Annotated in this window: 15 protein-coding genes; 9 read left to right on the forward strand and 6 right to left on the reverse strand. The window is 71.7% G+C overall.

From position 1 onward, the window contains the following. Positions 1-19 precede the first annotated feature (19 nt). Complete coding sequence (locus ABZ406_RS13825) at positions 20-631, reverse strand: hemerythrin domain-containing protein (protein WP_357760270.1); 612 nt, start codon at positions 629-631, stop codon at positions 20-22. Positions 632-780: 149 nt separating this feature from the next. Between ABZ406_RS13825 and ABZ406_RS13830 the strand changes: the two genes are divergently transcribed. Beyond that, positions 781-2,109, forward strand: coding sequence for a M20/M25/M40 family metallo-hydrolase (locus ABZ406_RS13830; protein WP_357760273.1), 1,329 nt, complete (start codon positions 781-783; stop codon positions 2,107-2,109). A gap of 59 nt (positions 2,110-2,168) precedes the next feature. Beyond that, on the forward strand, positions 2,169-2,831 hold the full coding sequence (locus tag ABZ406_RS13835) for a hypothetical protein (RefSeq protein ID WP_357760276.1): 663 nt from the start codon (positions 2,169-2,171) through the stop codon (positions 2,829-2,831). Positions 2,832-2,895: 64 nt separating this feature from the next. On the opposite strand, the gene ABZ406_RS13840 is transcribed toward ABZ406_RS13835, so the two are convergent. After that, on the reverse strand, positions 2,896-3,087 hold the full coding sequence (locus ABZ406_RS13840; RefSeq protein WP_238685861.1) for a DUF5703 family protein: 192 nt from the start codon (positions 3,085-3,087) through the stop codon (positions 2,896-2,898). A gap of 297 nt (positions 3,088-3,384) precedes the next feature. Continuing rightward, positions 3,385-4,293, reverse strand: coding sequence for an oxidoreductase (locus ABZ406_RS13845; RefSeq protein ID WP_357760279.1), 909 nt, complete (start codon positions 4,291-4,293; stop codon positions 3,385-3,387). Between the two features lie 83 nt (positions 4,294-4,376). On the opposite strand from ABZ406_RS13845, the gene ABZ406_RS13850 reads away from it, so the two are divergent. Further along, entirely contained in the window at positions 4,377-4,877 is a 501-nt protein-coding gene (locus tag ABZ406_RS13850; RefSeq protein WP_357760282.1) for a helix-turn-helix domain-containing protein, read from the forward strand. Between the two features lie 24 nt (positions 4,878-4,901). Here the strand turns inward: ABZ406_RS13850 and ABZ406_RS13855 are convergent, their stop codons facing one another. Continuing rightward, positions 4,902-5,873: an aldo/keto reductase gene (locus ABZ406_RS13855; protein WP_357760286.1), complete on the reverse strand. Its 972-nt coding sequence runs from the start codon at positions 5,871-5,873 to the stop codon at positions 4,902-4,904. A 186-nt stretch (positions 5,874-6,059) separates the two neighbouring features. Here ABZ406_RS13855 and ABZ406_RS13860 point away from each other — a divergent pair, with 186 nt between their 5' ends. The 6 genes from ABZ406_RS13860 (at position 6,060) to mshC (ending at position 11,613) form a co-directional block, all read left to right on the forward strand. After that, positions 6,060-7,112, forward strand: coding sequence for an LLM class F420-dependent oxidoreductase (locus tag ABZ406_RS13860; protein WP_357760288.1), 1,053 nt, complete (start codon positions 6,060-6,062; stop codon positions 7,110-7,112). Then, positions 7,109-7,945: an undecaprenyl-diphosphate phosphatase gene (locus ABZ406_RS13865; RefSeq protein ID WP_357760291.1), complete on the forward strand. Its 837-nt coding sequence runs from the start codon at positions 7,109-7,111 to the stop codon at positions 7,943-7,945. The genes ABZ406_RS13860 and ABZ406_RS13865 overlap by 4 nt, the downstream gene beginning before the upstream one ends. A gap of 110 nt (positions 7,946-8,055) precedes the next feature. Continuing rightward, a complete protein-coding gene (locus ABZ406_RS13870; protein WP_357760294.1) occupies positions 8,056-8,760 on the forward strand; it encodes an MSMEG_4193 family putative phosphomutase in 705 nt (234 codons plus the stop codon). Between the two features lie 148 nt (positions 8,761-8,908). Further along, a complete protein-coding gene (locus ABZ406_RS13875; RefSeq protein ID WP_357760297.1) occupies positions 8,909-9,493 on the forward strand; it encodes a DUF3090 domain-containing protein in 585 nt (194 codons plus the stop codon). Continuing rightward, positions 9,490-10,308, forward strand: a complete 819-nt coding sequence (locus ABZ406_RS13880; protein ID WP_357760300.1) for an SCO1664 family protein — start codon at positions 9,490-9,492, stop codon at positions 10,306-10,308. Before ABZ406_RS13875 ends, ABZ406_RS13880 begins: the two co-directional genes overlap by 4 nt. 66 nt (positions 10,309-10,374) lie before the next feature. Further along, positions 10,375-11,613, forward strand: coding sequence for a cysteine--1-D-myo-inosityl 2-amino-2-deoxy-alpha-D-glucopyranoside ligase (mshC, locus tag ABZ406_RS13885; protein ID WP_357760303.1), 1,239 nt, complete (start codon positions 10,375-10,377; stop codon positions 11,611-11,613). Between the two features lie 387 nt (positions 11,614-12,000). Here mshC and ABZ406_RS13890 read toward each other — a convergent pair whose 3' ends face one another. Both ABZ406_RS13890 and ABZ406_RS13895 read right to left on the reverse strand, forming a co-directional pair. Next, positions 12,001-12,792: a GntR family transcriptional regulator gene (locus ABZ406_RS13890; RefSeq protein WP_357760490.1), complete on the reverse strand. Its 792-nt coding sequence runs from the start codon at positions 12,790-12,792 to the stop codon at positions 12,001-12,003. A 123-nt stretch (positions 12,793-12,915) separates the two neighbouring features. After that, a complete protein-coding gene (locus tag ABZ406_RS13895) occupies positions 12,916-13,785 on the reverse strand; it encodes a PAC2 family protein (RefSeq protein ID WP_030332815.1) in 870 nt (289 codons plus the stop codon). Positions 13,786-13,900 lie beyond the last annotated feature (115 nt).

Below are 13,900 nucleotides of genomic sequence, written 5' to 3' on the forward strand. Positions count from 1 at the left end.
ATTCCCAGCGGGGCGCCGGTCACCTGTCGCTCGGCGGCTCCGGCAGGTCCTTGAGGTACGTCGGTCGCCGGGTCACCGCGTCGAGGACCTTGTCCACCACCCCGACCGCCGGCTCCACGATCCGGTTCCACGGAGGGGTGGCCGGCGTGCCCGGGTGCGGTCGGGTCGGCGCGGCCTCCTCGGCGATCTCCAACCGGTTGCCGAGGCGGATCAGCTCCTCCTCGGTCGCGATACCGCGCAGCTCGGTGACCAGCTCGCCCACCCCGTCGACATGCCGGCGGACCCGCTCGGCGACCTCGGTCAACGCCTCGTCCGTCAGCCCCTTCAGGGCGGTCAGCAGGGCCGCGTCGGCGTTGATCTCCGCGTCCACCCGCTCGGTGGCCGCCGGCAGTGCCGCGCGGACCGCCGGCAGCAGGTACTGCTCCTCGGCGGACAGGTGCCGCGACAGCGCGGCGGTGAGCACCGGCAGCCCCTCCTGCGGGTTGCTGCCCGGGCCGCAGAGCTGGTCCAGCAGCGACAGCAGTTGCCGGTGCTCCCGGTCGACGATGTCGGCGATGCTGCGACCGGCGGGCCGGTAGCCCTCCTCGGGCACGGGCGCGGGCGGCAGCGGCGGCAGGGGAACGGCGGACATGGTGCCCTCCTCGACTGGCGGGCGGAAGCTCCGGCAGGGGACGTACGGTCGTGGGCGGCGGTACCCGAACGCGGCCGTCGCGAAACCGGGCCGTCGATGCGTCCACCCGCGCCGGTCCGCCGACCAGCCCGGGCTGGTATGAAGAGGCGATGACGAGCGACGCCGCCTCCGCCCGACCCGACCCGACCGCAGAGGTCGTGGACCTCTGCCGCGACCTGCTGCGCATCGACACCACGAACACCGGTGACAACGACACGAGCGTCGGCGAGCGCCGCGCGGCCGAGTACGTGGCGGAGAAGCTCGCCGAGGTGGGCGTGGAGTCCGTCCTGCACGAGTCCGCGCCGGGCCGGGCGAACGTGGTGGCCCGCATCCCGGGCGCCGACCCGAGCCGGGGCGCGCTGCTGGTGCACGGCCACCTGGACGTCGTGCCCGCCGACGCCGACGAGTGGTCGGTGGGGCCGTTCTCCGGCGAGCTGCGCGACGGCTACCTCTGGGGCCGGGGCGCCATCGACATGAAGGACTTCGACGCGATGGTGCTCGCCGTGGTGCGGCACTGGCAGCGCACCGGCGTCCGACCCCCACGCGACATCGTGCTCGCGTACACCGCCGACGAGGAGGCCGGCAGCGACTACGGCGCGCGGTTCCTGGTCGACAACCACCGGGGCCTCTTCGACGGCTGCACCGAGGCGATCGGTGAGGTGGGCGGCTTCTCCTACTCCGTCAACGACAGCCAGCGGCTCTACCTCATCGAGACCGCCGAGAAGGGCATCGACTGGCTGCGGTTGCACGCCAAGGGCCGCCCCGGGCACGGCTCGATGATGCACGACGACAACGCCGTCACCGCGCTCGCCGAGGCGGTCGCCCGGATCGGCCGGCACCGCTTCCCGGTGGTCGTCACCGACACCGTGCGGGCCTTCCTGACCGAGGTCTCCGACCTGCTCGGCATCGAACTGGACCCGGACGACCCGGAAACGGCGATCGCCAAACTCGGCCCCATCGCCAACATCATCGGCGCGACCATCCGCAACACCGCCAACCCGACCCGGTTGAGCGCCGGCTACAAGGACAACGTCATCCCCGGCCGGGCCACCGCGACCATCGACTGCCGCAGCCTCCCCGGCCAGTCCGAGCTGCTGGAGCGGCAACTGCGCGAGCTGGTCGGCCCGGACATCGCGATCGAGTACGTCCAGCGGCAACCGGCCCTGGAGACCACCTTCGACGGTGACCTCGTCGAAGCCATGTCGGCGGCCCTGCGCGCGGAGGACCCGGGGGCGCGGCCCGTCCCGTACATGCTCTCCGGGGGCACCGACGCCAAGGCGTTCTCGCAGCTCGGCATCCGCTGCTTCGGGTTCGCCCCGCTGCGGCTGCCCGCCGACCTGAACTTCTCGGCGTTGTTCCACGGCATCGACGAGCGCGTTCCGGTGGACGGACTACAGTTCGGCGTGCGGGTTCTCGACCGGTTCCTCCGCACCTGCTAGTCGTGTCCGGCGGTCACCCGTCGGCGCGCAACCTCCCCATCGTGAAGGGACTGCCCCACATGACCGACCAGAATGGTGAGCTGGACGCCGCTCTCGAGCGGGTGATCGAAGCGGCCCGCCACCACCTGGCCGCCGTCCGCGCCGCTGAGGGCCGCGTCGACGACGACGATGTCTGGCAGGCGTACGTGGCGTTGAACAACGCCTCCTTCGCGTACGACGAGCGGCTGCTCGACGCGTTCGGCGAGGTGACGCCGTGGGACGTCGACTCGATCGACCCGGACGAGGCCGACGAGCGTTTCGGCGGCGGCGAGGGCGCCGAGGCCAGCGACCCGCACCCTCGGGTGATCTCGGTGCGCCAGCGCCGTGACTACCGGGTGCCCAGCGTCGCCGCGCTGCTGCGGGTGGCCGAGGCGGCCCGCCGCGAGGGCACCCCGGAGGACGACGAGCCGGCCCCGGTGGAAGGCGTCGGCGAGGCGGTGCTGGAGCTGCTGCAGAGCGGCGACGGCTCGCTCGGCGCGCTGGACGTCCCCGAGCTGGAGCCGCTCGACGGGGTGGTCATGGTCAGCGAGGTCGGCACCCCGGTCGACCTGGAGTCGTTCGACGACGACGACGCCGTCGGCCCGTTCCAGCCGGCCGTCGACGACCGGCTCGTCGGTCGGCTCGACGAGCACCCGTTCCTGGAACTCGACGACGACCACGACCACGCCGGGCACCAGCACTAGGCCGGGTACCAGCACCAACGCCGTTCGACGCCCGGGGCCACGGTGGCCCCGGGCGTTCGGCCGTTCAGTACGACAGGCCCGGCTGCGGCTGGTTGACCCGCCGCCGACGTAGCACCACCTGGCGCGTGCCGTCCCGGTACAGCCGCACCCGGGCCAACTCCCACCCGGAGAACTCCGCCTGGATCGCCAACTGCGCCGTGGCGGTCAACCGGTCGACGTTCGGCGGCAACCGCAGCGGCGCGTATTCGTAGTCCATGCCCTCCATGCTGCCCAGCCCAGCGGCCGTCCGCCACCCCCTCCAGAGTGACCAACAACGCCGCCCCCAGCGTTCCGTGCCCCCGCCCTGCCCCCCGACACCCGCCCAACCTCCTCGCCGCGCCGATCTTGCACTTCCTGTCGCGACAAAACAGTCATGTCGCACCATAACGGCAACAGCAACTGCGAGATCGACGCGGTGAACTCCCGCGGCCTGACGCGCTCTACGACCTCCCCGGGCGGCGTCCTCAACCGTGTCGGCCGGTGGGACCAGCGGTACGCGGGTCGCAGGAACAGGTCAGTGCGCAGCTTCGGCAGGCAAGGGGTAGGCGACGCCTGTCGCCACTTCGGATATCGCCCACAATCGGCGTCGTGTGGCCGGGTCGCAGGCGCGGCCCGGGGCCCGGTGCGGTTTCGGGTTGCCCTTGAACTGCCCGGGACCGCCCGGTCCGTAGTATTCGCCGCCGACGGCTCGCGGATCGGTGGCCGCCCGGAGTACGGACAGTGCACCGGCCCGAGCGGGCTGGGTGAACAGCCAGCCAACCGTCGCGTTGGCCACGCGGAAGCCTGCGGATGCGTCACGAAAGAGGCTGGTGCGCGCTCCGCCCGGATGGGCCGCGAGGCTGATCGTCGATGAGTCGGCCGCGGCGAGTCGATGCTGCAGTTCGAACGCGAACAGCAAGTTCGCGAGTTTCGAGGCGTTGTAGGCCGTGGTGGGCCGGTACCCCTCGAGGCTCCTGGGGTCGAGGGCCGTAACGGAGCCTGCGCCGGCCGCCTTGCTGCTGACCGTGACGACCCGTCCGGCCGGTGATCGCTCGAGCATGTCGAGGAGCAGGCCGGTCAGCGCGAAGTGGCCGAGGTGGTTGACGCCCATCTGAGACTCGAAGCCGTCCTTCGTGCGCTGTGCCGGCTGCCACCACAGACCGGCGTTGTTGATCAGGATGTCGAGCCGCTCGAAGCGCTTGTGGAGGTCGCTTGCCGCTTGCCGCACGGCGTGGAGGCTGGCGAGTTCGAGTGCGAGGACGCTGCCTCTGCCGGGCAACGCACGCAAGGCCTCCGCACCGCGTGTCGCGTCGCGAGCGCCGATCACCACGTGAGCTCCTTGTGCGCTCAGAGCTTGTGCCATTTCCAGGCCGATGCCGGCGGTGGCTCCGGTCACCAGCGCGGTGGTGCCGTCGAGCCGAGGTATGTCACGCGCGCTCCACATGGCGTTCTCCTATAATCGGAACGGTCGCCCCGTTTGACTATACGGAACGATCGCCCCGCTTGTCGACAGGCCGGAGAGCCCCCATGCGCGCCGATGCTCGCCGCAATCGCCAGAGCGTCTTGAACGCCGCCTACGAGATCCTGGCCACCGAGGGCCTGGGCGTGCCGATCGACGAGATCGCCCGCCGCGCAGGCGTCGGCGCCGGCACCGTGTACCGGCACTTCCCGACCAAGGAATCGCTCATCCAGGCCGTGGTGCTCGACCGCCTCCACGCCCTGACCGAGAAGGCCCGTTCTGGCATCGACTTCGCCGAGTTCTTCACCGTCATGGTGGACGCCGGCCTCACCAATCGCGCCATCGCGGATGTTCTTGCCGGCGGTGGCTACCACATACCCGCCGACGCTGACGCCGCCCTCACCGCAGCCTTCGCCGATCTCCTGCACGAGGCGCAGCAACGGGGAACCATCCGTCCGGACGTCACGGCCGACGACATCAACGCTCTCGTGACCGGCTGCGTCGCGACCGCGCGTCACCGCGGCTCCACAACTCTCGTTCAGGTCGTCGTCGCCGGCCTACGCCCCTGAGCTCGGCGCGCGAGGGCCGGCCGGTCAGCCGTCGCGTTCGGGGTAGCCGACCGGCACCGCGGAGACGTCGTCCAGCGCGGTGGTGATCTCCTCGGGGAGGGTGATCCGTTCCACCTGGAGCGCACCCAGCAACTGCCCCACCGTGCGGGCACCGAGGATCGGCGCTGTCACCCCCGGCCGGTCCCGGATCCAGGCCAACGCCACCTCCAGCGGCGACACCCCCAGGCCGCCGGCGGCGGTGGCCACCGCCTCCACGATGCTGGAGCAGCGCGGTTCCAGGTACGTCGAGACGAACCGCTCGAAGTGCGGCGACGCGGCCCGAGAATCGGCCGGGCGGCCGTGCCGGTACTTGCCGGTGAGCACCCCCCGACCCAGTGGTGACCAGGGCAGCAGGCCTAGGCCGAGCGCGTCGCAGGCGGGCAGCACCTCCCGCTCCACCCCGCGCTCCAGCAGCGAATATTCCACCTGGGACGCGACCACCGGTGCCCGCCCCGGCCAGGCGGTCTGCCAGGCGGCGGCCCGCGCGGTCTGCCAGCCGGAGAAGTTCGACACCCCCACGTAGCGGACCTTGCCGCTGGCCACCGCATGGTCCAGGGCGGCCAGGGTCTCTTCGAGGGGGGTGTCCGGGTCGTACCCGTGCACCTGGAAAAGGTCGACGTGGTCGGTGCCGAGCCGGCGCAGTGACGCGTCCAACGTGCGCAGCAGGTGCCCCCGGGAGCCGTCCCGACGCCGGCCGCTGCCGGGACGCAACCCGGCCTTGGTGGCGATCAGCAGTTCCTCGCGGGGGACGAGGGAGCCCAGCAGTGAGCCGATCACCGACTCGGCGTCGCCGTCGCCGTACACGTCGGCGGTGTCGATCAGGTTGCCGCCCGCGTCCAGAAAACTCTTGAGCTGAGCGGCCGCATCGTCGGCGTCGGTGTCCCGGCCCCAGGTCATGGTGCCGAGCGCGAGCCGGGAAACCGCCAGCCCGCTTCGGCCGAGCGGTCGCTGTTGCATGGGTGAACCTTATTTCGAACCTGCCGCCACCGATATCCTCGCTCCCGTATCTCTGCCGGTTCTGCCGGTTCCGCCGCCCCGGGCTGCCCCGATGGAGGGGGGATGATAGGTGTCGAGCCGGTGATCGAGTCCGTTATCGGCATTGCGTAACCTGGGGCGACCTGTGCCACGGATGGGGGAGGACCAGTGCGACTCGGGCTCAGTCTCGGATACCAGACGGCGTGGAGCACACCGGCCGACCATTTGGCGCTGGCCCAGGAGGCGGACCGGCTGGGCTATTCGGTGGTGTGGGCGGCGGAGGCCTACGGCTCCGACTCGCCGAGCATGCTCGCCTGGATGGCCGGGCAGACCGAACGGATCGACGTCGGTGCCGCGGTGATGCAGATCCCCGCCCGTACGCCGGCGGCCACCGCGATGACCGCCGCCACTATCGACGCGCTCTCCGGCGGCCGGTTCCGGCTCGGCCTGGGGGTGTCCGGCCCGCAGGTGTCCGAGGGCTGGCACGGGGTGCGCTTCGCCAAGCCGCTCGCCCGGACCCGCGAGTTCGTCGACATCGTCAAGCTGGCCATCGCCCGCAAGGAGGTGGCGTACGACGGTGAGCACTACACACTGCCGCTGCCGGACGGCCCGGGCAAGGCCCTGCGACTGGGCTTCCACCCGCCCCGCGAGCACATACCGATCTACCTGGCCGCGGTGGGCCCGAAGAACCTGGAGTTGGCCGGCGAGATCGCCGACGGCTGGCTTGCCGTGTTCTACGCCCCGGAGTTCGCCGAGGAGCAGCTCGCCTCGGTCCGCGCCGGGCGGGCCAAGGTGGGCAAGGATCTGACCGGGTTCGACGTGGTGCCGTCGGTGCCCGTGGTGATCGGCGACGACGTGGCCTCGTGCGCCGAACTCGTCCGCTGGTACGCCGCGCTCTACGTCGGCGGCATGGGCAGCCGGCAGCAGAACTTCTACAACCAGCTCGCCACCCGGATGGGCTACGGCGACGCCGCCCGCGAGGTGCAGGACCTGTACCTGGCCAAGCGGCAGCGCGACGCCGCCGCCGCCGTACCCATGGAGTTCATCGACCGCACCTCGCTGCTCGGCCCGAAGGAGCGCATCGCCGAGCGGATGCGGGAGTACGCCGCGGCCGGCGTCACCACGCTGTCGGTGACCCTCTTCGTGGCCGACCGGGACAGCGGTGTGCAGACCCTGCGTACCGTGGCCGAGGCTCTGGATCTTTCAGGAGTCGGCGAGTGACCTGGGTCGAGGCCATCGTCCTGGGCATCGTCCAGGGGCTTACCGAGTTCCTTCCGGTCAGCTCGTCGGGGCACCTGCGGATCACCTCGGCGATCTTCTTCGACCGGGACGCTGGCGCGTCGTTCACCGCTGTCACCCAGCTCGGCACCGAAGCGGCCGTGTTGATCTACTTCGCCAAGGACATCTGGCGGATCACCCGGACCTGGCTGGTGGGCATCCGTGACAAATCGGTGCGTTCCAGCCTCGACTACCGGATGGGCTGGTACGTGATCGTCGGCTCGATCCCGATCGGGCTGTTCGGCTTCCTGTTCAAGGACCAGATCAAGACCGCGGGGCGCAACCTGTGGGTGGTGGCGACCACGCTCATCGTGTTCGCGTTCGTGCTGGCATTCGCCGAGTACTGGGGGCGACAGACCCGCACCCTGGAGAACTTCCGGATGAAGGACGGCATCGTGATGGGCTTCGCCCAGGCCATGGCGCTGGTCCCCGGGGTGTCCCGCTCGGGTGGCACGCTCACCGCCGGCCTGCTGCTCAACCTGACCCGGGAGGCGGCGGCACGGTACTCGTTCCTGCTGGCCATCCCGGCGGTGGTGATGTCCGGTGTGTTCAGCCTCGGGGACGTCTTCGAACCGTCCGCCCCGGGCACGTCGGTGCCCACCGTGGCCCAGACGATCGTGGCGACCCTCATCGCGTTCGGCATCGGCTACGCGGCGATCGCCTGGCTGCTGCGCTACGTCGCCCACCACACCCTGTACGTCTTCGTGCTGTACCGGGTCGCGCTGGGCACCCTGGTCCTGGCTCTGCTGATGACCGGCACGATCAGCGCCACCTGACCGACAGCCGACGGCCCCCGACTCCGCCAGCGAGGCGGAACCGGGGGCCGTCGTGCTGCCGCCGGAACCCGCGACGGCCCGACCGGGAGCCCAGGTCATAGGGTGGTCCCGTGGCGACCCTTCTGCTTCTGCGACACGGCCGGACCACGGCGAACGCCGACGGCGGTCTGGCTGGTCGGCAACCTGTCGAGCTGGACGACACCGGACGCGCCCAGGCCGCCGCTGTCGGCGAGCGGCTGCGGGCGGTGCCGCTGGCCGCCGTGGTGACCAGCCCGCTCATCCGCTGCCGGCAGACCCTGGAGTTGGCGCTCCCGCAGGCCGCCCCGGTGGTCGAGGACGGGCTGATCGAGTGCGACTACGGCAGCTGGGAGGGGCAGCCGCTGAAGAAGCTCGCCAAGGAGCCGCTGTGGCCGGTCGTCCAGCAGCACCCCAGCGCGGCGGTCTTCCCGGGTGGGGAGGCGATGGCGGCGATGGCGGCACGGGCCGTGGCGGCGGTGCGCTCCTGGGACGCCCGGGTGAACGCCGAACACGGCCCCGAGGCGGTCTGGTTGGCCTGTAGCCACGGCGACGTGATCAAGGCCATCGTGGCGGACGCGCTCGGCGTACACCTGGATGCCTTTCAGCGGATCGTGGCCGACCCGGCGTCGGTCACGGCGATCCGGTTCACGCCGCTGCGTCCTTTTCTGGTCCGTCTCAACGACACCGGCGGCGACCTGGCGGCGCTGGTGCCGCCGCCGGCCAAGCGACGCCGCCGCGCGAGCCGGGTGGCCGACTCGGACGCGGCGGTCGGCGGCGGGGCGGGTGCGTCCCGGTGAGGCGCATCACGACCCGGCCCTCGCCCGGGCTGTCCGCGCACGCCGCCACGCCCGGGTGTAACCCCTGGTACGCCGGGCGCGCCGCCCTGGCGGCGATTCGCGTCGGTGGGGTGCGCGGTGCCAAGGCGGGCCGGATAGGGTCGTGGGTATGACCCACCAGGTGCACGCCTTCGAACCGCCGGAGCGGTTCGTCGCCGGGACCGTCGGGCCGCCGGGGGAGCGCACGTTCTTCCTGCAGGCCCGCGGCGGCGGCAGGCTGGTCAGCGTCGCGCTGGAGAAGGTCCAGGTGTCCCTGCTCGCCGAAAAGCTGGAGGAGCTGCTCACCGAGGCGCAGCGGCGCTTCGGGGTGGACCTGCCCGAGCTGGCGCCGGTGATCGGCGACAACGAGCCGCTCGACAACCCCGTCGACGAGGAGTTCCGGGTCGGGACCCTCGGGCTGGCCTTCGACGTGGACACCGCGACCGTGGTGATCGAGGCGATCGCCGCAGGTGAGGTGGAGCCCGAGGTCGAGCTCGGCGACGAGGACGACGAGGACGACGACGAGGACGAGGACGACGAGCCGGACGAGGACCTGGACCGGCTCCGGGTCCGGCTCACCCCGCAGGCGACCCGCCAGTTCATCGAGCGGGCCCGGCGAGTGGTCAACGCGGGCCGGCCACCGTGCCCGCTCTGCGGCCAGCCGTTGGACCCCGCCGGGCACCTCTGCCCGCGGCACAACGGTTATCACCGGTGACCTCGTCCGGCCTCCAGCCTCGCCAGGACGGCGACGCCGCATTGCGGTTGCTGCGTGACGGCGCCCTCGACCTGGAGGGTCGGCTCGTCGACGCGTCGAACACGACGCTGCGCGGCATCCTGACCCTGGACGGGGCCACCGCCCGCTGCGTCTACAAACCGATCCGTGGCGAGCGCCCGCTCTGGGACTTCCCCGACGGCACCCTGGCCGGTCGGGAGGTCTCGGCGTACCTGGTCTCCCGGGCCACCGGATGGGACCTGGTGCCGCCCACCGTGCTGCGCGACGGCCCGTTCGGCCCCGGCTCCTGCCAGCTGTGGATCGACGAGCCGGACGACGCCGAAGCGCTCGTCGGGTTCCTGCCCGCCGAGGAGTTGCCGCCACGCTGGATTCCGATCGCCGCCGCCCGGGACGACGACGGCGCCGCGTACGCCCTGGCGCACGCCGACGACCCACGGCTGGCCCGGCTCGCGGTGCTCGACGCGGTGCTGAACAACGCCGACCGCAAGGGCGGTCACGTGCTGGTCGGCGCCGACGACCGGATCTACGGCGTCGACCACGGGGTGAGCTTCCACGTGGAGGACAAGCTGCGGACTGTCCTCTGGGGTTGGGCCGGCAAGCCGCTGCCCGCGGACGCCGTGGAGATGCTCGACGTGCTGGCCGGGCAGGTCGCCGGGGCGCTCGGCGTGGAACTCGCCGACCACCTGACGATCAGCGAGGTGGCCGAGGTCGCCGCCCGCATCGACCGGCTGCGCGAGAACGGCTGCTTCCCCCACCCACCGGAGGACTGGCCGGCGATGCCCTGGCCGCCCATGTGAACCGCTGTCATCTTGATCACCCGTGGGGTGCTCGGGCGTCGTCGCCGGGCTGGCTAGGCTGATCCCATGGAGTCTTGGGCGGGACACGAGGTGCCACGGCTGCCGGGCAGGGGCGAGCCACTGGCGTTGTACGACTCGGCGCGGCAGGGCGTCCACCCGAGTGAACCGGCCGACGCGGGAAGCATGTACGTCTGCGGCATCACCCCGTACGACGCCACCCACCTCGGCCACGCCGCCACCATGATCACGTTCGACCTGGTGCAGCGGATGTGGCGCGATGCCGGTCGCCCCGTGCACTACGTGCAGAACGTCACCGATATCGACGACCCACTGCTGGAACGGGCCGCCCGCGACGGCGAGGACTGGGTGGTCCTGGCGATGCGCGAGACGGCACTGTTCCGGGAGGACATGGAGGCGCTGCGGATCATCCCGCCGGCGCACTACGTGGGCGCGGTCGAGTCCATCCCCGACATCGCCGACAAGGTCGAGGTGCTGCTCAAGGACGGCGCCGCGTACCGGCTCACCGACGGCACCGGCGACGTCTACTTCGACATCTCCGCCACGCCCCGCTTCGGCTACGAGTCGAACCTGACCCGCGAGCAGATGCTGGAGATCTTCCCCGAGCGCGGCGGCGACCCCGACCGGGCCGGCAAGCGTGACCCACTGGACCCGCTGCTGTGGCGCGGCGCCCGCGACGGCGAACCGTCCTGGCCGGGCGGCGAGCTGGGCCGGGGCCGCCCCGGCTGGCACATCGAGTGCGCGGTGATCGCCCTCAACCTGCTCGGTGACCGCATCGACGTCCAGGGCGGCGGCAACGACCTGCTGTTCCCGCACCACGAGGCATCCGCCGCGCACGCCGAACGGCTCACCGGCCAGTCGCCGTTCGCCGAGCACTACGTCCACGCCGGGATGATCGGCCTCGACGGCGAGAAGATGTCCAAGTCCCGCGGCAACCTGGTCTTCGTGTCCCGGCTGCGCGCCGACAAGGTCGACCCGATGGCGATCCGGCTGGCGCTCATCTCCGGCCACTACCGCAGCGACCGCACCTGGACCGACGACCTGCTCAGCGCCGCACACGAGCGCCTGGACCGCTGGCGCCGGGCCGCCGCCGCGCCCGCCGGGCCGTCCGGGGCTGAGCTGCTGGCCGAGGTACGCGCACGCCTGGCCGACGACCTGGACACCCCCGGGGCCCTGGCCGCAGCCGACCGCTGGGCGGAGGCGACCCTCGCCGGCACCACAGACGACGTCGAGGCACCCGCCCTCTTCGCGAACACTGTGGACGCCCTCCTGGGCATCCGCCTCTGACAGCACCCCCGTTGGGTTGGTGCCCCGGCGCTCGGTTGGTGCCCTGCGCGCTGGGGCTCGTGCCCTGCGCGCTGGGGCTCGTGCCCTGCGCGCTGGGGCTGCGTCTGCGCGCTTGGCAGGCGTCGATCATGGAGTTGTGGTGGCTGGTATGAGGCGCTGCGCCCCTTATGTGAGGCACCACAAGTCCTTGATCGACGCGCTCCCCGTACCTTCCCCGCCGATCTTGCACTTTCTGACGTTACGAAAGGTGCCAACCGGGGCAGAGCGGCAACAGTAAGTGCAAGATCGGCGGGGCGGGGCGGTGCAGGGCGGGATAGAGCGGGGCGGGCAGGGCGGGGCGGGCAGGATCGGCGCGGCCGGGTGGGCTGGACGGGGTGAGGGTGGCCGTTAGCTCAGGACCAGGCCGGGGTCGGGGTCTGGGTCGGGGGTGGGGCCGGGGATCTTGTATTCCTCGGTGAGGGTGGTCATGGGGCCGGGCCAGGTCGCCTGGGACACCTCGATCGGCTTGCGGTGCGCGTCGTACGCGATGTGCAGCAGGTGCAGCACCGGGGTGTCCGGCCGGATCTGGAGGGTTTCGGCCTCCTCCCGGCTGGGTTGGCGGGCGCTTATCGTGTCGGTGGCGGAGACGTAGCGCCGTCCGGTGGCTTCCTCGGCCTCCTGGTAGAGCGGCCGGCCGAACGCCTCGGTGCGCTCCAGGGAGGTGCCGGCGGTGTCGCGGGGCAGGAACCAGGAGGCGCCCACCTCGACGGGGGAGTCGTCGGTGCGGACGAGGTGCCGGCGGCAGAGCAGGCTGGTGCCGTCGGACACGCCGAAGGCGTCGGCGACCTCGGCGGGGGCGGGGGCGTGCCCGACGGAGACGAGTTGTTGACGGTATCGGGCGGCCAGGTCGGTGTGGTAGCCGCGAAAGCCGCCGTACCGGCCTCGGGAGAGGCGGTTGAGGCGGCGGCGGGTGCCCCGCACGTACGTACCGGAGCCGGGTTTGGTGATCAGGATGCCTTCGACCCGCAGTTGGTCGACGGCGCGTTGCACGGTCTGCTTGGCGACGCCGAACATCTCGGCGATGGCCGGGATGGACGGCAGCCGCTCGCCCGGGCCCCAGTCGCCCCGGCGGACCTGGGCCTTGAGCTGCGCGGCGATCTGTCGGTGCGGGAACTCGGCGGCCCCGGGGTTGATCTGCACACCCGCCTCCTTGATCACATCTAGGTTCCTAGGATGCCCTAGAGGGTGTGACGGCGCTACCCCGGACACGCGAAAGCGGGCCCCCGGACCACAAAAGGTCCGAAGGCCCGCAGCGAGACGGTGTTACCAGGAACCGGCGGTGGGGCCGGCCGAACCGCCCCGGCGGCGCAGGTACTTCTCGAACTCCTGGGCGATCTCGTCACCGGTCAACGGGGTGATGCCCTCGTCGCCGACCCGTTCTTCCAGCTCGCGGACGTACTCGCCCAGCTCGGCGTCCTGCTCGGCGGCGCTGCGTACCCGCTGCTCCCACTCGGCGGACTCCTCGGCCAGGTCGGCCATCGGCACCGGCAGGTCGACGACCTCCTCGACCCGGTGCAGCAGGGCGAGGGTGGCCTTCGGGCAGGGCGGGTTGTTGGCGTAGTGGGGCACGTGCACCCAGAACGAGACGGCGTCCACCTCGGCGCGGGTACAGGCGTCGTGCAGCACGCCGACGATGCCGGTCGGCCCGTCGTACCGGGTGGGGGTGAGCTGGTAGCGCTCGGCGGCCTGCGCGTCGGAGGCGCTGCCGCTGATCGGCAAGGGCCGGGTGTACGGCACGTCGGCCAGCAACGCGCCGAGCAGCACGACCCGTTCCACCTCCAGGCTGTGGCAGATCTCCAGCACCTGCTCGCAGAACGTCCGCCACCGCATGCTCGGCTCGATGCCGCGGATCAGCACGACGTCCCGGTCGGTGCCCTCCGGGCTGGCCACCATGAACCGGGTCGTCGGCCACTCCACCCGGCGGGTCTCTCCGTCGGCCATCGTGATGGTGGGCCGGCTGACCTGAAAGTCGTAGAAGTCCTCCGGATCCAGCTCGGCGATCTGCCGGGCGTTCCAGACCTGCTCCAGGTGCTCGACCGCGGCGGTGGACGCGTCGGCGGCGTCATTCCAACCCTCGAACGCGGCGATCGCCACCGGGGACCGCAGCACCGGCAGTCCGTCGAACTCGGTCACGCCGTCACCTCACCCTGCTCGTCGCGGCTGGCGCCGGGACCGCGCCCGGTCGTCATACCGTGGGGCACGGCGGCGTCCCTGTTGTCCTTCACGTCCGTCAGCCTACGTGCAGGGC

The sequence above is a fragment of the Micromonospora sp. NPDC005710 genome (genome assembly GCF_040630995.1).
GTDB lineage: Bacteria > Actinomycetota > Actinomycetes > Mycobacteriales > Micromonosporaceae > Micromonospora.

What these genes read in the sequence shown, in the direction of transcription:
- ABZ406_RS13825 (WP_357760270.1), bottom strand. Translation starts at nt 631, where the DNA reads ATGTCCGCCGTTCCCCTGCCGCCGCTGCCGCCCGCGCCCGTGCCCGAG.
- ABZ406_RS13830 (WP_357760273.1), top strand. Translation starts at nt 781, where the DNA reads ATGACGAGCGACGCCGCCTCCGCCCGACCCGACCCGACCGCAGAGGTC.
- ABZ406_RS13835 (WP_357760276.1), top strand. Translation starts at nt 2,169, where the DNA reads ATGACCGACCAGAATGGTGAGCTGGACGCCGCTCTCGAGCGGGTGATC.
- ABZ406_RS13840 (WP_238685861.1), bottom strand. Translation starts at nt 3,087, where the DNA reads ATGGACTACGAATACGCGCCGCTGCGGTTGCCGCCGAACGTCGACCGG.
- ABZ406_RS13845 (WP_357760279.1), bottom strand. Translation starts at nt 4,293, where the DNA reads ATGTGGAGCGCGCGTGACATACCTCGGCTCGACGGCACCACCGCGCTG.
- ABZ406_RS13850 (WP_357760282.1), top strand. Translation starts at nt 4,377, where the DNA reads ATGCGCGCCGATGCTCGCCGCAATCGCCAGAGCGTCTTGAACGCCGCC.
- ABZ406_RS13855 (WP_357760286.1), bottom strand. Translation starts at nt 5,873, where the DNA reads ATGCAACAGCGACCGCTCGGCCGAAGCGGGCTGGCGGTTTCCCGGCTC.
- ABZ406_RS13875 (WP_357760297.1), top strand. Translation starts at nt 8,909, where the DNA reads ATGACCCACCAGGTGCACGCCTTCGAACCGCCGGAGCGGTTCGTCGCC.
- mshC (WP_357760303.1), top strand. Translation starts at nt 10,375, where the DNA reads ATGGAGTCTTGGGCGGGACACGAGGTGCCACGGCTGCCGGGCAGGGGC.